Origin of the sequence: Micromonospora sp. NPDC023888 (assembly GCF_040639415.1) — a bacterium.
Classification (GTDB): domain Bacteria; phylum Actinomycetota; class Actinomycetes; order Mycobacteriales; family Micromonosporaceae; genus Micromonospora.
In genome coordinates this window covers 97,550-116,789 of the sequence record NZ_JBEZZW010000024.1, presented here as the reverse complement: position 1 = coordinate 116,789, position 19,240 = coordinate 97,550, and the positions used below count along the sequence as shown (strand labels likewise).

The following is a 19,240-nucleotide window of genomic DNA, read 5'->3' as shown; positions in this document are numbered from 1 at the left end:
GGGTGGCCGGAGGTTGCTCCGGTGTGTCCGGTGGTGGGGGTGGATCATCCGGCGTATGTGATTTACACGTCGGGTTCGACGGGGCAGCCCAAGGGCGTCGTGGTCACCCACCGCGGGCTCGGCGGTCTCGCTGCCACGCTGCGTCAGCGCTGCGCCGCCGACCCGGACAGCCGCATTCTGCAGGCCTCGTCGCCGAGTTTCGACGCCGCGGTGCTGGAGCTGGTCTGGGCCTGGGATTCCGGCGCCGCGCTGGTGATCGCCTCGGCGGACCGGCTGGCCGGCGACGAGCTGGCGCGGGCGCTGGCCGATCACCGGATCACCCACGCGTTGATCCCGCCGTCGGTGCTGAGCACCCTGCCGGCCGACGCGCCGCAGACCCTGACCGACTTCCGCACCCTCATCGTCGGTGCCGAGGCCTGCCCACCGGAGCTGCTGCGCAGCTGGGCGCCCGGCCGCCGGATGGTGAACGCGTACGGGCCGACCGAGTCGACAGTCGTCGCCAGCCAGACCGGCGACCTGCACGAACCCCCGGTGTCGATAGGTAAACCGGCGCTCGGGACCCGGCTGTACGTACTGGACGAGATGCTCGCGCTGGTCGCGCCGGGGGTGCCGGGCGAGCTGTACATCGCCGGTGCCGGGGTGGCCCGCGGCTACCGGTCACGCCCCGGCCTCACGGCTTCCCGGTTCCTCGCTGATCCGTACGGCCCGGCCGGGTCGCGGATGTACCGCACCGGCGACGTGGTCCGCTGGAACGCCGACGGGGAGTTGGAATACCTCGGCCGCTCCGACGAGCAGGTGAAGATCCGCGGCTTCCGGGTGGAGCCGGGCGAGGTGGAACGCGTCCTCGCCGCGCAGCCCTCGGTGGCGCGGGCCGTCGTGGTGCCACGGCCGGACCGTTCCGGTGCCGTCTCGCTCGCCGCCTACGTCGTGCTTGCCGACCAGGGTTCCGCGACCGAGGTCGACGACCAACTCGACGAGTGGCGCAGCATCTACCACCAGGTCTACAGCGGTCTGGCGCGCGAGCCGGGCGCGGACTTCGCGGGCTGGAACAGCTCGTTCACCGGTACGCCGATCCCGATCGAGCAGATGCGCGAGTGGCAGCGGTCCGCGGTGGAGCAGATCGCCCGGTTCGGCCCGCGCCGGGTCCTGGAGATCGGCGCGGGCTCCGGCCTCGTGATGGTCCCACTGATCGAGCGGACCGAGGAGTACTGGGCCACGGACTTCTCGGCGGCCGCCGTCGAGCGACTCCGGGGGTACGCCGCCGAACGCGGCTGGGAGCACGCGCACCTGCGGTGCCAGCCGGCCCACGACGTGTCGGGGCTACCGCGCGGCCACTTCGACACGATCGTGCTGAACTCGGTCGTCCAGTACTTCCCGAGCGCGGACTACCTGCGCGACGTGCTCGCCAAGGCACTCGACCTGCTGGCCGACGGCGGCCGGTTGATCGTCGGCGACGTGCGGCACCACGGCCTGCTGCGGGCGATGCACGCGGCGGTGCAGGAGTTCCGCAACCCCGGCGCCGGCTCGTCGATGGTGGACCACGCGGTGGCGATCGAGAAGGAACTGCTGCTCGCGCCCGAGTTCTTCACCGCCTTCCGCCATCCGCGGGCCACCGGCGTCGAGGTGCTGCTCAAACGGGGCAGCGCGGACAACGAGCTGACCGCCTACCGGTACGAGGTGGTGCTGCACACCGGCGCGACCCGACCGGTCGGTGACCTGCCCGAGCTGGTCTGGGGCCGGGACGTCTCCGACCTGGAGGAGGTGACGGTCCCGACCCGCCTGACCCGGATACCGAACCCGCGGCTGGCCGGCGCCGCCGCCGCCCGGCTGCACCCCGAACAGGTACGCCGCTGGGCCGCCGACCGCGGCTGGCGCGCGGTCCCCACCTGGTCGTCGCGGGACTGGGACGGGTACGACGTGGTGCTGCTCGCCGCCGGCGAGGACGAGCCGCTCACCGACGTCTACCGTCCGGGCAGCCCGGACGTTGTCGCCAACGTGCCCGGGGTCGCCCGCACCGCCGGTGAGCAGGTGTCCGAGCTGCGCGCCACGATCAAGCTGTTGCTGCCCGACCACCTGGTGCCGGCCACCATCACGCCGATCGAGCGGATTCCGCTCACCCCGAACGGCAAGATCGACCGCAGGGCGCTGCCAGAACCCGAGGCCGTCGCCACCACGACCGAGGAGCGCGGGCCGCGCGACCCGTACCAGGAGATCCTCTGCGAGCTGTACGCCGACCTGCTCGGCCTGCCCCGCGTCGGGGTCGACGAGAGCTTCTTCGACCTCGGCGGCCACTCGCTGCTGGCCACCCGGCTGACCAGTCGGATCCGTGCCGTGCTCGGCATCGAGGTGCCGTTGCAGCAGGTGTTCGCGGCGTCGACGCCCGCCCAACTCGCCACGGTTCTGGCACACGGGTCGGGCCAGGCGGCACCCGCGCTCGAACCAGCGCCGCGGCCGGAGATCCTCCCGTTGTCCTTCGCGCAGCAGCGGCTCTGGTTCATGCAGAAGCTGGAGGGGCCGTCGGCGACGTACAACTCGCCGCTGGCGGTGCGGATGTCCGGCGCGCTCGACGTGGCCGCGATGCGGGCCGCCCTCGGCGACGTGCTCGCTCGCCACGAGGTGCTGCGCACGGTCTTCGCTGAGCGGCGCGGGGAGCCGTACCAGCAGATCCTGGACCCCGTCGGCATCGACCTGCCGGTGCGTGCGGTGTCCGAGAGTGACCTGACGCAGGTGCTCCGGGACGCCTCCCGGCACGAGTTCGACCTGTCCCGGGAGATCCCGGTGCGGGCGTGGCTGTTCACCACCGGCCGCGACGAGTGGGTGCTGCTGCTGGTCGTGCACCACGTCGCGGTGGACGGCTGGTCGATGCGGCCGCTGGCCCGGGACCTGACCACGGCGTACGAGCATCGCGCGGCCGGCCGCGCCCCGGACTGGACGCCGCTGCCGGTGCAGTACGCCGACTTCGCCCTCTGGCAGCGCCGGACGCTGGGCGACGAGGCCGACCCGGACAGCCGGCTCAGCCGCCAGCTCGCCTACTGGCGCGACAAGCTGTCCGGCCTGCCGCGGCTGGTGACGTTGCCGGCCGACCGGCCGCGCCCGGCTGTGGCCAGCCACCGGGGTGCCACGCTGACCCGCAATCTCGACGCGGACCTGCACCAGGCGCTGCGTGCGCTGGCCCGACGCAACGGATCCACCCTGTACATGGCGTTGCAGGCGGCGCTCGGCGCGCAACTGAGCCGCAGCGGGGCCGGCACGGACATCCCGGTCGGTGCGGCGGTCGCGGGACGCGTCGACGACGCCCTCGACGACCTGGTCGGCTTCTTCATCAACACGCTCGTGCTGCGCATCGACACCTCCGGCGGCCCCAGCTTCACCCGGCTGTTGGAGCAGGTGCGGGACACCAGCCTGGCCGCGTACGCCCATCAGGACGTGCCCTTCGACCACCTGGTGGAGAAGCTCAACCCGGACCGGTCGCCCGCGCAGCACCCGCTCTTCCAGGTGCAGCTCGTTCTGCAGAACACGCCGGAAGCCGAGTTCGAGCTGGCTGGGCTGACCGCGCGACCGCAGCTCGACGGGGTCGAGACCGGGGTGTCCCGGGTGGATCTGTCCGTCAACGCGATCGAGACGTTCGACGATCACGGCGCGCCCGCCGGGCTGATCCTCGTCGTCGAGTACGCCACCGACCTCTACGACGGCTCGACCGTCGACGCCTTCCTCGACGAGTTCGGCCAGTTGCTGCACGAGGTCGCCGACTCGCCCGACCAACCCATCGGAGGACTCGAATTGGACAACGACGCCGCGCCGGTTGCGGGCACCCTGCCGCAGCTCTTCGAAACCTGGGCCGCGTCCGCGCCGTCCGCGACGGCCGTGACCGACGGCGCGGCCAGCATCACGTACGCCGAGCTGAACAGCCGGGCCAACCGGATGGCGCGGGAGCTGGTCGACCGCGGCGCCGGCCCGGAGGACCGTGTCGCCGTGCTGCTGCCGCGCAGCATCCGGCAGGTCGTCACGATCCTGGCCATCGCCAAGAGCGGGGCGGCGTACCTGCCGATCGACCCGACCTACCCGGCCGACCGGGTGGCGTACCTCTGCGCTGACGCCCGGCCGAAGCTGGTCGTGACGGATACCGCAGGAGCTGCCCGCCTCGGCGCGGACCAGCCGGTGGTCGACGTCGACGACCCGGACACCGTGGCGCGGTGGGAGAGCCGGCCGGGCACCGATCTGACCGACCGGGACCGGACGGCCGCTCTCGGCCTCGACCATCCGGCCTACGTCATCTACACCTCCGGCTCGACCGGCCGGCCCAAGGGCGCCGTGATCACCCACGCGGGCCTGGCCGACGCCAGTGACGCCTGGCGGCAGCGCTGGGGATTCGAGCCGGGCAGCCGGGTCCTGCAGCTCTCCTCGCCGAGCTTCGACGCCTCGATCATGGACTTCGTCGTGGCGTTCGCCGCGAACGGGACGCTGGTGTTGCCCGAGCCGGGGCTGATCGCGGGCGCGGCGCTGGCCCGGGTGCTGGCCGAGAAGCGCATCACCCACCTGGTGACACTGCCGTCGGTGCTGGCCAGCATGCCGGCCGACGCGGCGGGCCGGCTCACCGACCTGCGTGGCCTGATGCTCGGCGGCGAGGTGCTGACCCCCGACCTCGCGGCGCGCTGGTCGCCGGGACGGCGCATGATCAACGTGTACGGCCAGACCGAGACGACCATCGCGTGCACGATGACCGACCCCCTGGACGGCGGGCGCGTCACGGTGGGCCGGCCGAACCAGGGGATGCGGGTGTACGTCCTCGACGAGGCCCTGCGGATCGTGCCACCCGGCATCGACGGTGAGCTGTACGTGGCCGGTCCCGCCGTCGGCCGCGGATACCTGCACCGCCCTGGGCTGACCGCGAGCCGGTTCGTCGCCGACCCGTACGGCCCGCGCGGGTCACGGATGTACCGGACCGGCGACCTCGGCCGCCTCACCTACGCGTTCGAGCTGGAGTACGTGGGCCGCACCGACGAGCAGGTGAAGATCCGCGGGATGCGGGTGGAGCCCGGCGAGGTGGAGGCCGCGCTGGCCGAGCACCCGGCGGTGGCGCGAGCCGCGGTGACCGTACGGGCCGACCGTCAAAATGAGCTGGCCCTGTTCGGGTACGTCGTGCCGGCTCAGCCCGACGCGGACGTCACCGGCATCCGGGAGGACCTGCGCAGGTCGCTGCCCGAGCACCTGGTGCCGGCGGCGGTGGTGGCGATCGAGGACCTTCCGCTCACCCCGAACGGCAAGGTGGACCGGGGCGCGCTGCCCACTCCGCAGATCGCGGCGCCGGTGGGTCGCGGACCGCGTACCCCGCAGGAGGAGATCCTCTGCGGCCTGTTCGCCGAGGTGCTGGGCCTGGGCCAGATCGGCGTCGAGGACAACTTCTTCGACCTCGGCGGCCACTCGTTGCTGGCGAACAAGCTGATCGCCCGGATCGCCGAGGTGCTGGGTACGGAGATCCCGATCCGGACGTTCTTCGCCGGCCCCACCGTCGCGCAGTTGGCCGAGCAGCTCGGCTCGGACGGCACCGACCGGGCCTTCGACGTGCTTCTGCCGCTGCGGACCGGGGGTAGCCTGCCGCCGTTGTTCTGCATCCACCCGGGGGCGGCGATCTGCTGGTCCTACGCGGATCTGCTGCTGCACCTGAGCCCCGACTTCCCGGTCTACGGGCTGCAGTCCCGCGCGCTGAGCCACCCGGACGAGCTTCCGGAGTCGCTGATCCAGGTGGCCGACGACTGCATCGAGGAGATGCGTCAGGTGCAGAAGACCGGGCCGTACTACCTGCTCGGGCAGTCGTTCGGCGGAGTCGTGGCGCAGGCCATGGCGGCCCGTCTGGAGGCCGCCGGGGAAAAGGTCGGGCTCATCGTGGCGCTCGACTCGGAGCCGTCCCGGCCGTTGAGCGAACACGAGCAGACGCAGGTCATCGAGGCCACCGCCAAGGTCTACACGGGCATCCTCGAAGTGCTGGGCGTCGACCCGGCGGCCCTGCCGAGCGGCAACCTCACCTTCGCCCAGTTCTCGGAGCTGGCCCGGACCACCAACACGGTCCTGGGCAACGTCGCCGAGGACGAGTTCCAACTGCTCATGGCGATTCTGCACCGCAACATCTCGATCGGCACCAGACACCGCACGACGCGGGTCGAGGCCGACATGCTGATCTTCGGTGCGGCCGAGGAACCGGAGCGGGTGCTCGACCCCGAGGCCTGGCGGGACTTCGTCGGCGGCGAGATCACGTACCACCCGATCCCGACCAGTCACAGCACGATCATGGCGCCGAAGGCGCTCCAGCAGATCGGCCCGATCCTCGAGCAGCATCTGCGGGCCGCCATCGCCGCCAACGCCACAACCAAGGAGGAGAACTGATGGGTAACCCGTTCGACGACACCGAGGGCCGGTTCCTGGTGCTGGTCAACGACGAGGGTCAGTACTCGATGTGGCCGGTGACCGTCGACGTGCCGGCAGGGTGGACAGTCGCCCATCCCGAGGACAGCTACCAGGTGTGCCTCGACTACGTCGAGCAGAACTGGACCGACATGCGGCCGCGGAGCCTGGTCCGCGCCATGGATGAGGGGTCCTGACCGTTGCTCACGAACAACGACGTGAGCGGGAGCGCCCCGGATGAGGGACGTGACCTGCTCGAGCTGGTGGACACCACAGGACAGACCGTCGGGGTGCTCGACAAGCTGGCCGCCCACACGAGTCCCGGCCATCTGCACCGGGCGTTCTCCGTGTTCCTCTTCGACGACGAGGGGCGCCTGCTGCTACAGCGGCGGGCGCTGGGCAAGTACCACTCGCCGGGTGTGTGGTCCAACACCTGCTGCGGCCACCCCGGCCCCGGGGAGGCACCGGCCGTCGCGGCCACCCGGCGGGTCCAGGAGGAGTTGGGCATCGCGCCGGTCGGTCTCTCGGCCGTCGGCACCGTTCGCTACGCGTTGCCGGACCCGAAGTCGGGCCTCATCGAGCGCGAGTTCAACCACGTGTTCGTGGGCCGCTTCCGGGACGAGCCGCGACCCGATCCCGCGGAGGTCGCGGAGTGGACGGTTGTCACACCGGGGCAACTGCGGGACATGCGGGACCGGCTGGAGTTCTCGGTGTGGTTTCCGGCAGTGATCGGACGCGTCGCCGAGACGGGACGAGTGGCAGACCTTCATCTGGACGCGTGGCGTTGAGCCACCCCGCGCCTCGACGTGGATTCTGACAAGGAGAACCGGGTTGACCGAGTATTCGGCGACGGTCCGAGACGCCTGCGCCAGGATATTGGAGAACACGGCACGGACCCTGCAACTGGGAGCCAGCGGGACGGAGTTCGTCGCGGCGTTCCGGGCCATGACCGAGCACTGGGGTGCCGCCGGCACCAACGACCTACCCCTGTCCGACGTGTCACCCGACGGGTCGCCGGTGGAGTACGCCGTCGAGTTGGACGGACACGCACCCGCACTCCAGTTCGCCATGGAGCCGCTGACCGCGGGCGTGCCGGCCCGTGACCCGGTCGCGGCGCGGGCCATCATGCCGCTGCTGGCGGGGCGGTACGGCGCCGGCACGAGCCGGTGGTCGGCCGTCGCGGACCGGCTCCTGCCCGACGACGCGCACGGACCGCATGTCGCGATGTACGGCGCCGAGGTCCGCGCCGGCGCGCCGATCCGGTTCAAGGCCTGGTTCTACCTGGACGCGAACGGACCGGACGGCGCGTTCGACCTGCTGTTCACCGCCCTGGAGCGAATGGGCACGACGCACCTGTGGCCGGTCGTGCAGGCGCACCTGCACCGGGTCGGGCAGGACGTGCCGTTCCTGCTGTCGCTCGACCTGGCCGACGACCCCGCGGCCCGGGTGAAGGTGTACTTCCGGCACTTCGCGGCGGACGTCGAGGAGGTGGCGGCCGTGCTCAAGGCGTACCCGGGCTTCGAGCCGGGGGAAGTGCGCGCGTTCTGCAAGACCATGACCGACGGCCGCCGCCGCTTCATCGACCAGCCGGCCGTCACCTGCCTGTCGCTGCTCGACGCGCAGACGTTCGAACGCACCGCGGCCACCCTCTACGTGCCGTTGTGGACATACGCCGAGCACGACGGTGAGGTCCGGCGGCGGGTACACCGGGCCCTGGCCGCGTGGCCGCAGGCGCTGCACCGCTACGACAGCGTGCTCGCCGACATCGCGCACCGCGGGCTGGACGCCGGGACCGGGATCCACAACTACATCTCCTGGCAGCCCGGCCGGGTCCGCCCCCGGGTCAAGGTCTACCTGTCGCCGGAGATGCACGACGTGAATCCTCCGCCGCTCGGCGTGAGCCAACAGGATCACCTCGGTGGCCAGGCCATTGCGAGAGGAAGAACCGAATGAGTACGCAGATGCATCCCGTTCCGCTACGGACCGCCATCGTGGGGACCGGGAACATCGGCACCGATCTGCTCCTGAAGGTGGCGGCGTCCCCGCTGCTGACCTGCGTCCTGTTCGCCGGGCGGCGGGCTGATTCGCCAGGCATCAACTTGGCCCGCGGTCTCGGGGTGACCACCAGCACCGGCGGCATCGACGCCGTGGTCGACGCGGCCGACGACATCGATCTGGTGTTCGACGGGACCTCGGCCGGGGACGCCACCCGGCACTGGGCCGTCGTCGAGCCGCTGGGGCTGCCGTTCATCGACCTCACACCGGCGAACCAGGGCAAGTTCTGCGTACCCGCGCTCAACCTCGAGGACTGCCTCGACGAGCAGTACCTCAGCATGGTGACCTGCGGCGGGCAGGCCGCAGTGCCGATGGCGCGGTGCATCACCCAGATCGCGGGCCACGTCGACTACCTGGAGATCGTCTCGGCGAGTGCCTCGGCCAGCGTCGGCCCGGCCTCCCGGGCGAATCTCGACGAGTATGTGCACACCACGGAACAGGCCACCGCCGAGTTCTGCAGCACCACGCGGACCAAGACCGTGTTGATCATCAACCCGGCCGACCCGGGCATCGTCATGCGCAACACCATCGCGGTCTCCACCTCCGAGCGGATCGACATCGACGCCCTGCGGGACTCGGTCACCACGATGGAGAAGCAGATCCGCTCGTACGTTCCCGGGTACCGGGTCGTGGTGCCGCCGACCGCCACCGGAGACCGCTACCTGCTCACCGTCGAGGTCGAGGGGCGGGGCGACTACTTCCCGCGCTACGCCGGAAATCTGGACATCATCACCTGCGCCGCCGTCGCCGCAGCGGAAGCCCGCAGCGGGCGGAGGCACTCATGAGCGTGCAGCTACAGATCTGCGACTCGACGCTACGCGACGGCAACCACGCCGTCGCCCACCGGCTCGGCCGCACGGACATCAGCGCGTACGCCCGAGCGGCGGAGGCGGCCGGGGTGGACGTCGTCGAGGTCGGGCACGGCAACGGGCTCGGCGCCTCCTCCATCCAGGTCGGCATCGCCGCCATCAGTGACGCGGAGATGCTGCGCGCAGCGAAGGCCGAGCTGCGTAACTCCCGACTGGGTGTGCTGTCCATCCCCGGCTTCGCCAGCGTCGAACGCGACCTCAAACCCGCCCTCGACTGCGGCGTCGACGAGGTCCGGGTGGGCGCGCACTGCACCGAGGCCGACGTCACCCGCCAGCAGATCACGATGCTGCGGGCGATGGGCGTCACCGTGAAGGGCCTGCTCCTGATGAGCCACATGGCGTCGGCCGAGGAGTTGGTCGAGCAGGCACGGCTCATGCAGGACTACGGCGCCGAGGCGGTCGTGCTGATGGACTCGGCCGGCGCGTACACCCCGGAGATGGTCCGCGAGAAGGTCGGCGAGCTGGTCGAGCGGCTCGACATCGCGATCGGCTTCCACGCCCACAACAACCTCGGCCTGTCGGTGATCAACAGCATGACCGCGATCCAGGCGGGAGCGTCCATCGTGGACGTCACGGCACGCGGCTTCGGCGCCGGGGCGGGCAACGCCCCTATCGAACTGGTCGCCGCCAACCTGCACGTGCAGCAGGTGGACGCGCGGATCACGCTGTTCGGCGCGTTGGACGCGGCGGACACCGCCGAGGCGCGGTTCGTGAAACATGTTCCGACAAACGACAGCGTCACCATCGCCAGCGGCATCGCCGGGGTGTTCTCCGGGTTCGCGGCACCGGTCCGGCGAGCCAGCCGGCGCTTCGACGTCGACCCGCGCGAGATCCTGCTCGAACTGGGCCGCCGGCGGGTGGTGGCCGGCCAGGAGGACACCATCATCGAGGTCGCCATGGCCCTCGCCGCCGAGCGGGCGCCCGCGGATCTGACGCACGCCTTCGTAGACCACATCTGACGTGTAGGGGTGGGGGAATCATGGAACGGAGAGTTTCGGAATCCGTGGCAGATGTGGCCGCTGTCGCCGCACTGTTGCAGATCGGCGCCGAGATCGGAGTCGACCAGGTGCTGGACGCCGAGGAGCCGTTCAGCGCCGCGGACGTGGCCAAGGTCGTCGACGTCCCGGTCGCCGGCATCGACGGGTACCTGGGGGCGCTGCTCGCCGCCGGCCTGATCGTCCAGGCCGAGGTCCCGGGCACCTTCCAGGTGGCCGCCGACTACCCCGAACTGCGCTACCAGGCCGGGTACGTGTCCTGGGCGATGAACGCGAACGGCCCGTTCATCGACAACGCCCGCGCGTTCCTGACCGACCCGGCCGGGGCCGCCGAGGTCCATCGGCGCAACGGGCGGCGGGTCGCGGTCAGCTCGCGGTGGATCGGTGCGCGTGCGTTCTACCCGCAGCTCATCGAGCAGGTGGCGGCGTCCGGCGCGCTGCGGGTGGCCGACCTCGGTGCGGGCGCCGGTGGACTGCTCATCAGGCTGTTGCAGGAGGACCCGGCGCGGACCGGCACGGCTGTCGACAGCAGCGGCGCCGCCTGTGCCGCGGCGCGGCAGGCCGCGCTCGCCGGCGGGGTGCACGACCGGCTGACGGTCGTCGAGCGGCAGATCGAGTCGCTTGTCGACGACCCCGGGCCGGTCGCGGGCGCGGAAGCCATCCTGGCCTGCTACGTCATGCACGACATCGTGGCCGACCGCCGCATCGCCCTCGGCGTTCTGGGCGCTCTGCGCGACGCGCTGGCTCCGGGCGGGTTCCTCGCCGTGGCCGACGCCGTCGCCTACGCGCGGCAACCCGAGGAGCGCACGTTCAGCGCGCTCTTCACCTACCTGCACGCCACCTTCATGAGCGTCGTCCTTCCCACCGAGCAGGAGTGGCTGGACACGTTCGAGGCGGCCGGTTTCTCGACGACCAGGATGGTGCCGATCGGCCTGCCCGGCGGCCGGCTCTTCGTGGCGACCAGATGACGGCCGTCGCGTCAACGCTGCTCCGCGACCTCGCCGTGGAGCTCTGGGAGGCCGCCCGGACCCGCCGACCGGTGCCACCCCTGTCGGTCCGGCACCCGGGGCTCGATCTGGCCGACGCGTACGCGATCCAGCGTGAGATCCGGGCGCTCGAACTGGCCGGGGGCGCCCGGCTGACCGGGCTCAAGATCGGCGCGACCAGCGAGGCGATCCAGCGGATGTTCGCCATCGACCATCCCGATTTCGGCTATCTCACCGACCGCATGCTGCTGCCCGACGGCGTCGCCCTGGACGTGCGGACGTTCATCGCACCGAAGGTCGAGGGCGAGATCGCGTTCCGGATCGGCCGGGACCTGAGCGGCTCGGCCGTCACGGCCCAGGACGTCCTCGACGCCACCACGGAGGTCTGCCCGGTCCTGGAGGTGCTCGACAGCCGGATCGAGGCCTGGAAGATCTCACTCGTGGACACCGTCGCCGACAACGCGTCCTCGGCGGCGGTCGTGGTCGGCGCCGGTGTCCCGCCGGACACGACCGACCTCGCGGCGGCGCGGATGGTGCTGCGCATCGGCGACGCCGGGCACAGCACAGACGCGTCCGCCGTCGCCGAGCACACCGGGTACGGCTCTGCGGTCATGGGGCACCCCGCGGAGTCGGTGGCGTGCCTGGCCCGGATCCTGGCGGGGTTCGGCACCGGGATCAGCGCCGGTGAGCTCGTGCTGGCCGGCTCCTGGTCCGACGCGGTGGATCTGGTGCCGGGGCAGGCGGTGCACGCGTCGTTCGGCGTCCTGGGGTCGGTGTCGATGACGACGATCGACCGCGAGGTCAGCGCCGGTGGGGTCGCCACCGGTTGATGAGACGGTCAGGCAGTCGTGAGATCGGCCGCGCCGGCCGCCGTGGACGCCCCCGCCCCGGTGGTCAGGGGAGCGTGATGCCGCTCTGCGTACCGGCCAGAGCCTGTCCGCACGGGCAGCCGTCCTGCTCCGGTGGCAACGCCCGCACCGCGTCGCCGAGCAGGACGCGCAGACGGTCGATGTTTCGCGCGAAGACCGTGAACACCTCCTGCTGGGTGACGCCCTGACCGACCTCGACGCCCGAGTCGAGGTCGGTCACCAGCGACAGCGCGGTGTAACACAGTGCCAGTTCGCGTGCCAGCACCGCTTCGGGGTGACCGGTCATGCCGACGACCGACCAGCCCTGCTTGCCGTACCACAGTGATTCGGCACGGGTGGAGAAGCGCGGCCCCTCGATGACGACCATGGTGCCGCCGTCGACCGGTCGCCAACCGGCGGTGCGGGCGACGTCGAGGACCGTGGCGCGCCCGACCGGACAGTAGGGGTCGGCGAACGGCACGTGGACGACCCCGGGAAGTTGCCCGTCCGGGCGCAGCCGCCCGTCGTAGTAGGTCTGCTCGCGGCCATTGGTCCGGTCGACCAGTTGATCCGGTACGACGAGAGCGCCGGGACCCAACTCCGGTCGCAGGCCACCCACGGCCCCCGGCGCGAGCACCTGGCGGACGCCGACCGTGCGCAGCGCCCACAGGTTGGCCCGGTAGTTGATGCGGTGCGGGGGAAGGCTGTGCCGACGCCCGTGGCGGGGCAGGAACACCACCTGTCGGCCGGCGACGCTCCCGACGGACAGCGAGTCGCTCGGCGGTCCGTACGGGGTGTCGACGGTGACCTCACTGGCGTCGTCGAGGAACTCGTAGAAACCGGATCCGCCGATCACGCCGATCGGCGCGGAGGTCGTACCTTGTGACATCTCACGTCTCCTGGGAAGCGGGTGGGGCCAACTCAGAACGGCCGCGCCGGCCGACGACTGTGGCGACGAGCAGCACGATCACGATGACGGCCCAGACGACGGCCAGCCCGGCGGCGAGCCCCAGCGGGTAGTCGCGGTCCGGTAGGCCGGGGTTCGGCGGTGCCGAGGGCGGTCGCCACAGCAGGGGCACCGCGATCAGCAGCAACGTGGCGCTGCCCAGCAGGCCCGCGCTGATCCACGCCAGGCGCAGCCGGTCCGTCACCAGTCGGCCCAGCGCCAGCCCGACCAGTCCGACGAGCGGTGCCACCAGGACGTCGTGCAGCAGCGGACCGCCGAGAAGCCACGGCACTGTGGGGCCGAGCTGGGGGAGGAGCAGCCAACCGCCGTACCCCACCGCGGCCCCGCCGAGCACGAGCAGCAGCAGTCGGACGCTTCTCACCGCAACACCTCCAACCGGGCCACCCACTTGGTCTGGAGGACACCCGGCCGGCTCGGCGCGATGAGACGGCAGGGGTACCCGTGGTCCGGTGACAGCTCCTCGCCGTTGATCCGCAGGGCCAGCAGGGTCAGCGGGTCGCCGGCATGGGCGGCGGGGAGGGTGCTCGCGGCGTACAGGCCCTCGGTCTCCAGGGACGTGACGCGAACCGGCCGGCCGGTGGGTGCGCCGGCCCGGCGGAGCAGGTCCGCGACGGGCACGCCGGTCCAGTGGGCGGACGCGCTCCAGCCCTCGACGCAGGCGATCGGCAGTTCCGCTGTGCGTTGCGGCAGGGCCGCCAGGTCGGCCAGGGACAGGGCGTACCGCCCGCCCGGCCAGACGATCTCCAGCCGCCAGTCCGGTGGAACGGCGACGCGCGCGGCGGCGGCCGTCCGGTTGACCGGTACGCCCTGCGGTCCGGACGCCGACCGCCACGCCAGCGGCGACACCCGACGCAACCACCCGACGGTGACCCCGGCGGTGGACAGCACCGCGATGCCGGCGACACCCGCCGAGGTACGCAGGAACGCGCGCCGTCCGGACGAGTCCCGGTCGTCACCCCCGCCGGCGCTGGGCCGCAGTGGCGTGCCCAGCGCCGCGCGGGCCACCGGGAGCTGCACCGCGACGTGCAGCAACAACGCGCCCACCACCAGCCAGGCGACCGCGTAGTGCGCCGTCGGGAAGAAGAACCCCCACGGGTACGACTGGGCGACGTTGAACAGGCCGGTGACCAGTTCGAAGAACGCGGCGCAGACCAGCACCAGGACGGAGATCCGTTCGAGGGCGTGGGCGGACAACCGGATCGGCTGGCGCAGGGGCGGCCGGACGAACAGCCGGGGGTAGACGCTCCACAGTTTGGCAAGCAGCAACGGGATCGCCGCGACGCCGGAGAGCACGTGGACACCCTGGGTGATCCGGTAGAGGTTCACCGGTCGGGTCGGCCAGGTGAACCACCCCGGTGGGTGCTGGAGGTAGTGGCTGAGCAGTCCGGTGCCGAAACACAACCCGAACGCCACTCCGAGCCAGAGGCCGAGCCGGGCGGCGACAAGTGGTGAGTGCGACGGCGCGGTGAAGTCCTCGGGGGCGGGGACGCGGGGCCGGCGGATCACCGGCGCACCAACTCGACGAACCAGCGGTTGCCGAACCGGAGACGGCTTGCGACCCGTAGGCCGGCAGCGGCGGCGGTACCTGCCACCACGTCAGCCCCGACCCGTGCCCAGGGAAACGCCGGCCCCGGGCGGCCCCCGTCGCCGGACGCCCCGGACAGCACGTACGCGTGTCCCTGCCACAGCCCGGCTCCCGGGGGTTCCACCTCGACCACAAGCGTCCCGTCGGCCGCGAGCAGGGCGGCGCACCGGCGCAGCAGCCGGACCGGGTCACCGCCGATGCCGATGTTGCCGTCGACGAGCAGGGCGTGGGCCCACCTCCCCTCGCCGGGAAGTGGGTCGAAGACGTCGCGCCGCAGGGCGACCACACCCCGGCCCTGGGTCAGCCGGACCGCCTCGGCGGAGATGTCCACCCCCAGTGCGACGAGACCGCGCTGGGCGAGTGCCCTGGTCAGCCGGCCGGGACCGCAGCCGAGATCGATCGTCGGCCCGTCGCAGCGGGCGGCGATGGACTCGATCGCCGGTTCGGGTGGGCCGTGCCAGCGCCATACCGGCAACAGGTCGCGTCGCCCGTCGGTGTGCACCAGCCAGTGCTCGAACGGGGCGATCGGCGTAGCGCAGGCGTCCTGCCTGGAAGGCCACCCGTCGAGTCCGCCCAGCACCACGGCGAAACCGTCGAGACTGATCGTCGACGTCACCTGAGGCGTCCGCTCACCAGGTGGCCGCCCACCGACGCGACGGCGGCCGCGAACCGGGTGCCGGGCAGGTCGGCCGCGACCGCCAGCGCGCTCGGCCAGTCGTCGACATCCCGTTGGGTCGGCAGGAGCGCCGGGCGTACGCCGTGCTTCCGGAGAGCGGCGAGGGTACGGCGACCGGTGTCCTCGGTCGACATGGGCACGTCGCGCAAGGCGTTCGCGTACGCCGGGTCACGTAAACCGAGGGCCCACCAGCCGCCGTCGAGCGCCGGCCCGACCACCGACCCGTGTTCGGCGAGCAGCTCCAGGGCGGTGGTGAGCAGGGCCGGCCGGACCTGCGGCGTGTCCATGCCGATCTGTAGCACCGGCCGGCCGGGGAAGGCCGCGCCCGCGTCGGCGTGCGCGTTCGCGAGACGGTCGGCGAACGTGCCGCCGCGCTGTGCAATGAGGTGCCAGCCCGCCAGCGCGGCTGTCAGTTCCGCGCTGTGCTCGGCATCGGCGAACCGACCGGCGTGGGCCAGCACGGGAATGGTCGCCGCGGTGGCGCGTACCGCCGCGAGGGTGTCCAACAGCGCAGCCGCCGCGACCCGGGCCGCCTGGGCGGGACTCGCCGGTGGGCAGAGGCGCGTCTTGGCCAGCCCGGCGACAGGCGCCTTCGCGACCAGGAGCAGGACGTTCACCGGCCACCGCCGACACCGGCGCGCAACACCCCGGCGAAGTCCCTACTCGCCCGCACCGTGCCCCGGACCGACCCGGAGACCTTCGACCGGGTGCCGGCGGCCCGGGGCGCGTACGCGACGTCCAGCTCGAGGATCCGCCAGCCCGCCTCGGCCGCGCGCAGCAGCAACTCCAGGGGGTAGCCGAAGGCGCGGTCCTGCACGCCGAGTCCCAACAGCGCCGCGTGCCGGGCCACCCGGATCGGGCTGATGTCGTGCACCGGCACACCGCGACGCCGCAGCAGCGCGGCGACAAGCGCGTTTCCCATCCGGGCGTGCCACGGCCAGGCATCCGCCGAGACCGGTCGACGCCGCCCGACGGCGAGATCCGCCCGACCGTCGAGCAGCGCCGCGACGAGCCTGGGCAACTCGGCCGGATCGAACGAGCCGTCCGCGTCGAGGACGCAGACCAGCTCCGCGTCCGCCGCCAGCAGGCCGGCGTGCACGGCCGCGCCGTACCCGCGTCTCGGCTCGTGGACGACCCGGGCCCCGTACTCGGCGGCGACTGCCGGCGAGCCGTCGGTGGAGCCGTTGTCCACCACGATGGCCCGGTAGCCGGGTGGCAGCCCGCTCAGTACGACAGGCAGTGCGGCCGCCTCGTCCAGACAGGGCAGCACCACGTCGATCGTTGTGTGCATACCGGCGACGCTAGGCCCGCCACCGGCCGTCCGGACCGCTGTCGCTCCTTACGAATCGCTTACGCGGCAAGGGATCTTACGAGTCCCTGACGTCCCACCCGTCGCGCTGTCGAATGCCTGGTCGCAGGTCGTATCGTCGGCCGTCACCATGACCATGATGACCCGGCCGGGACGACCCCGGTCCGCCGACCTGATCGTCCTCGGCGCGGAGGTGGCCCTGCTCGCCGCGGCCGTCACCGTCGGCGTGCTGCTGAACCACCGGGGCGTACGGCTCCACGCGGACGCCGCCCCGCTCTACGCCACATGGCAGCCGCATCTGGGCCCCGGCACTCCCGTCGCGCTGCTCGTCGCGGCGCTGTTCGTCTGGCGGGGCACGCGCTGGGGCACCACCGCGCGGTGGCCGCGGCTGCTTGTCGTCGGCTACCTCGCCACGGTGCTCTGGACGCTGTCGCTGGCCCTGGTGGACGGCTGGTCCGCCGGGTTGACCGAGCGGCTCACCGTGCAGGCCGAGTACCTGCACGAGGTGCCCCGGGTGACGGATGTGGGCGGCATGCTTGCCGGCTTCGCCGATCGGATCCTCGATTTCCAGCCCGGTTCGTGGTCCACCCACACCGCCGGTCATCCACCGGGAGCGCTGCTGTTCTTCGTGGGGTTGGAGCGGATCGGCCTGGGCGGCGGGACGGCTGCCGGGCTCGCGTGCGTGGTGCTCGGCGCCACGGTCTCCGTGTCGGTTCCGGTGACGTTGCGGGCGCTCGGCGCCGAGGACGCCGCTCGGGCGGTGTGGCCGTTCCTGGTCCTCCTCCCGGGGGCGGTCTGGGTGGGCGCGTCCGCGGACGGCATGTTCGCCGCCGTGATCGCCGCCGGGTTGGCGCTGCTGGCGGCGGGTGGTCGGCCCGGGGCCGTGGTGGGCGGGCTGCTGCTCGGCTTCGCGCTCTACCTGTCGTACGGGTTCGTCCTGGTCGGGGTGCTCGCGTTGACAGTGGTGCTGCTGCGGGCACGGGACCGCCTGGGCGTGCTCCTGGTCGCGGCGGCGGCGGTCGTGGCCGTTGTCGTCGGGTTCAGCGTCGCCGGCTTCTGGTGGCTGGACGGCTACCACCTGGTGGCACGTCGGTACTACCAGGGCTGGGCGGCGGAACGCCCGTACCGCTACTGGATCTGGGCGAACCTCGCCGCCCTGCTGCTCTCGGCCGGGCCGGTGGTCGGGCCGGCGCTGCGCCGGGCGGTGGCCGCCGTGTCGATCCGGCCACCGCTCCCGACGGCCCTCCGGCAGCGGATTGTCAGCGCCGGACCCGCCGTGTGGTTGCCCATCGCGGCGGCGGTGGCCGTGCTCGCGGCGGACCTGTCCGGGCTCAGCAAGGCCGAGGTGGAGCGGATCTGGCTACCGTTCGCCGTCTGGCTGCTGGTCGCCACCGCGCACCTGCCCGGCGGGCACCGGCGGTGGTGGTTGGTGGCCCAGGCCGGCACGGCTCTCGCCGTCAACCACCTACTGTGGACGGTGTCCTGACCGAGGCCGGCTCTCGCATCACCGCTGTGGTGAAGTCGGCGACGCCGGCGGCGAAGCCGACGCGGGCGGTGAAACCGAGCAGCCGGGCGGCGCGGGCCGGATCGGCCACGACGTGCCGGACGTCCGCCACCCGCCCGCCGCCGACGGTGACCGGCGACGGCCCGCCCATCGCCGAAGCCAGCTCGTGGGCCAGCTCGCCGACGGTGTGCGGTTCACCCGAGCAGACGTTGACCGGGACGAGGGGCTCCGGAGCCGCCGTCGTGAGGGCCAGCACGTTGGCCGCGGCGATGTCGCTCACGTGCACGAAGTCGCGCCGCTGCCGGCCGTCCTCCAGGACCCGCGGCGGTTGCCCGGCGGCCAGGGCCGACCGGAAGATCGACGCCACCCCGGCGTACGGGGTGTCGCGGGGCATCCGCGGCCCGTAGACATTGTGGTAGCGCAGCGCCCAGACCGACCCGCCGGTCTGCCGGGCCCAGGCGCCGGCGAGGTGTTCCTGGGCCAGCTTGGTGGCGGCGTACGTGCTGTGCGGTTCCAGCGGCGCGTCCTCGGGCACGAGACCGGGGGAGAGCACCTGGTCGCAGCGGGGGCAGGTCGGCTCGTACCGGCCCTCGGCCAGATCGGTGGCCCGGCGGCCGGCCGGGCGGACGATCCCGTGGGCCGGGCAGTGGTAGCGGCCCTCGCCGTAGACCACCATCGAGCTGGCCAGCACCAGGCGGCGTACGCCGGTGGCGTGCATCGCCGCGAGGAGGGTGGCCGTGCCGAGGTCGTTGTGCGCGGCGTACCGGGGGGCGTCGGCCGGGTCGACGCCGTGGCCGACCATGGCCGCCTGATGGCACACCGCGTCGACCCCGGCGAGCAGCCGGGTCAGCAGCTCACCGTCGCGCACGTCGCCGACCACGAGGTCGTGCCGCTGCGCCCAGGGCGGTGCCGTCGCGCCGTGCGCCTCCGGCAGGAGCGCGTCGAGGGCCACCACCTCGTGCCCGTCCTCGCCGAGCAGGTCGGCGACGTGGGAGCCGATGAACCCGGCAGCACCTGTGACAAGTATCCGCATTCGGGTCACCGTAT

General features: G+C 72.4%; 16 protein-coding genes. 9 read left to right on the top strand and 7 right to left on the bottom strand.

What is annotated here, in order from left to right; genetic code table 11:
• Positions 1-21: 21 nt before the first annotated feature.
• The 8 genes from AB0F61_RS21590 to AB0F61_RS21555 are packed head-to-tail and all read left to right on the top strand — an operon-like array spanning position 22 to position 12,134.
• Entirely contained in the window at positions 22-6,381 is a 6,360-nt protein-coding gene (locus tag AB0F61_RS21590; protein WP_357812334.1) for an amino acid adenylation domain-containing protein, read from the top strand.
• Positions 6,381-6,596 carry an MbtH family protein gene (locus tag AB0F61_RS21585; RefSeq protein WP_357812332.1) on the top strand — a complete coding sequence of 72 codons (216 nt, stop codon included), beginning with the start codon at positions 6,381-6,383 and terminating at the stop codon, positions 6,594-6,596. The genes AB0F61_RS21590 and AB0F61_RS21585 overlap by 1 nt, the downstream gene beginning before the upstream one ends.
• Before the next feature lie 21 nt (positions 6,597-6,617).
• Positions 6,618-7,187 carry an isopentenyl-diphosphate Delta-isomerase gene (gene idi, locus AB0F61_RS21580; protein ID WP_357812330.1) on the top strand — a complete coding sequence of 190 codons (570 nt, stop codon included), beginning with the start codon at positions 6,618-6,620 and terminating at the stop codon, positions 7,185-7,187.
• Positions 7,188-7,230: 43 nt separating this feature from the next.
• On the top strand, positions 7,231-8,352 hold the full coding sequence (locus AB0F61_RS21575) for a tryptophan dimethylallyltransferase family protein (RefSeq protein ID WP_357812328.1): 1,122 nt from the start codon (positions 7,231-7,233) through the stop codon (positions 8,350-8,352).
• Complete coding sequence (locus AB0F61_RS21570; RefSeq protein ID WP_357812326.1) at positions 8,349-9,239, top strand: acetaldehyde dehydrogenase (acetylating); 891 nt, start codon at positions 8,349-8,351, stop codon at positions 9,237-9,239. Before AB0F61_RS21575 ends, AB0F61_RS21570 begins: the two co-directional genes overlap by 4 nt.
• Complete coding sequence (dmpG, locus tag AB0F61_RS21565; RefSeq protein WP_357812324.1) at positions 9,236-10,282, top strand: 4-hydroxy-2-oxovalerate aldolase; 1,047 nt, start codon at positions 9,236-9,238, stop codon at positions 10,280-10,282. Before AB0F61_RS21570 ends, dmpG begins: the two co-directional genes overlap by 4 nt.
• Before the next feature lie 20 nt (positions 10,283-10,302).
• On the top strand, positions 10,303-11,286 hold the full coding sequence (locus tag AB0F61_RS21560) for a class I SAM-dependent methyltransferase (RefSeq protein ID WP_357812322.1): 984 nt from the start codon (positions 10,303-10,305) through the stop codon (positions 11,284-11,286).
• Complete coding sequence (locus AB0F61_RS21555; protein WP_357812320.1) at positions 11,283-12,134, top strand: fumarylacetoacetate hydrolase family protein; 852 nt, start codon at positions 11,283-11,285, stop codon at positions 12,132-12,134. Before AB0F61_RS21560 ends, AB0F61_RS21555 begins: the two co-directional genes overlap by 4 nt.
• A 64-nt stretch (positions 12,135-12,198) precedes the next feature.
• Here AB0F61_RS21555 and AB0F61_RS21550 read toward each other — a convergent pair whose 3' ends face one another.
• The 6 genes from AB0F61_RS21550 to AB0F61_RS21525 all read right to left on the bottom strand — a co-directional run bounded on the left by AB0F61_RS21550 (position 12,199) and on the right by AB0F61_RS21525 (position 16,671).
• Complete coding sequence (locus tag AB0F61_RS21550; protein ID WP_357812317.1) at positions 12,199-13,041, bottom strand: S-methyl-5'-thioadenosine phosphorylase; 843 nt, start codon at positions 13,039-13,041, stop codon at positions 12,199-12,201.
• Between the two features lies 1 nt (position 13,042).
• Positions 13,043-13,480, bottom strand: a complete 438-nt coding sequence (locus AB0F61_RS21545) for a hypothetical protein (protein WP_357812315.1) — start codon at positions 13,478-13,480, stop codon at positions 13,043-13,045.
• Positions 13,477-14,625, bottom strand: a complete 1,149-nt coding sequence (locus tag AB0F61_RS21540; RefSeq protein WP_357812313.1) for a molybdopterin-dependent oxidoreductase — start codon at positions 14,623-14,625, stop codon at positions 13,477-13,479. The genes AB0F61_RS21545 and AB0F61_RS21540 overlap by 4 nt, the downstream gene beginning before the upstream one ends.
• Positions 14,622-15,179, bottom strand: coding sequence for a methyltransferase domain-containing protein (locus AB0F61_RS21535; protein WP_357812340.1), 558 nt, complete (start codon positions 15,177-15,179; stop codon positions 14,622-14,624). The genes AB0F61_RS21540 and AB0F61_RS21535 overlap by 4 nt, the downstream gene beginning before the upstream one ends.
• A gap of 137 nt (positions 15,180-15,316) precedes the next feature.
• Entirely contained in the window at positions 15,317-15,997 is a 681-nt protein-coding gene (locus AB0F61_RS21530; RefSeq protein WP_357812311.1) for a DUF2064 domain-containing protein, read from the bottom strand.
• Positions 15,994-16,671 (bottom strand): glycosyltransferase family 2 protein, encoded by a 678-nt coding sequence (locus tag AB0F61_RS21525; protein ID WP_357812309.1) that lies wholly within the window; start codon positions 16,669-16,671, stop codon positions 15,994-15,996. Before AB0F61_RS21525 ends, AB0F61_RS21530 begins: the two co-directional genes overlap by 4 nt.
• Before the next feature lie 157 nt (positions 16,672-16,828).
• Here AB0F61_RS21525 and AB0F61_RS21520 point away from each other — a divergent pair, with 157 nt between their 5' ends.
• On the top strand, positions 16,829-18,175 hold the full coding sequence (locus AB0F61_RS21520; RefSeq protein ID WP_357812307.1) for a hypothetical protein: 1,347 nt from the start codon (positions 16,829-16,831) through the stop codon (positions 18,173-18,175).
• On the opposite strand, the gene AB0F61_RS21515 is transcribed toward AB0F61_RS21520, so the two are convergent.
• Positions 18,147-19,226: an NAD-dependent epimerase/dehydratase family protein gene (locus AB0F61_RS21515; protein WP_357812305.1), complete on the bottom strand. Its 1,080-nt coding sequence runs from the start codon at positions 19,224-19,226 to the stop codon at positions 18,147-18,149. The genes AB0F61_RS21520 and AB0F61_RS21515 overlap by 29 nt on opposite strands.
• Positions 19,227-19,240 lie beyond the last annotated feature (14 nt).

What these genes read in the sequence shown, in the direction of transcription:
- AB0F61_RS21515 (WP_357812305.1), bottom strand. Translation starts at nt 19,226, where the DNA reads ATGCGGATACTTGTCACAGGTGCTGCCGGGTTCATCGGCTCCCACGTC.
- AB0F61_RS21570 (WP_357812326.1), top strand. Translation starts at nt 8,349, where the DNA reads ATGAGTACGCAGATGCATCCCGTTCCGCTACGGACCGCCATCGTGGGG.
- dmpG (WP_357812324.1), top strand. Translation starts at nt 9,236, where the DNA reads ATGAGCGTGCAGCTACAGATCTGCGACTCGACGCTACGCGACGGCAAC.
- AB0F61_RS21585 (WP_357812332.1), top strand. Translation starts at nt 6,381, where the DNA reads ATGGGTAACCCGTTCGACGACACCGAGGGCCGGTTCCTGGTGCTGGTC.
- AB0F61_RS21520 (WP_357812307.1), top strand. Translation starts at nt 16,829, where the DNA reads ATGACCCGGCCGGGACGACCCCGGTCCGCCGACCTGATCGTCCTCGGC.
- AB0F61_RS21550 (WP_357812317.1), bottom strand. Translation starts at nt 13,041, where the DNA reads ATGTCACAAGGTACGACCTCCGCGCCGATCGGCGTGATCGGCGGATCC.
- AB0F61_RS21555 (WP_357812320.1), top strand. Translation starts at nt 11,283, where the DNA reads ATGACGGCCGTCGCGTCAACGCTGCTCCGCGACCTCGCCGTGGAGCTC.
- AB0F61_RS21560 (WP_357812322.1), top strand. Translation starts at nt 10,303, where the DNA reads ATGGAACGGAGAGTTTCGGAATCCGTGGCAGATGTGGCCGCTGTCGCC.
- AB0F61_RS21525 (WP_357812309.1), bottom strand. Translation starts at nt 16,671, where the DNA reads ATGCACACAACGATCGACGTGGTGCTGCCCTGTCTGGACGAGGCGGCC.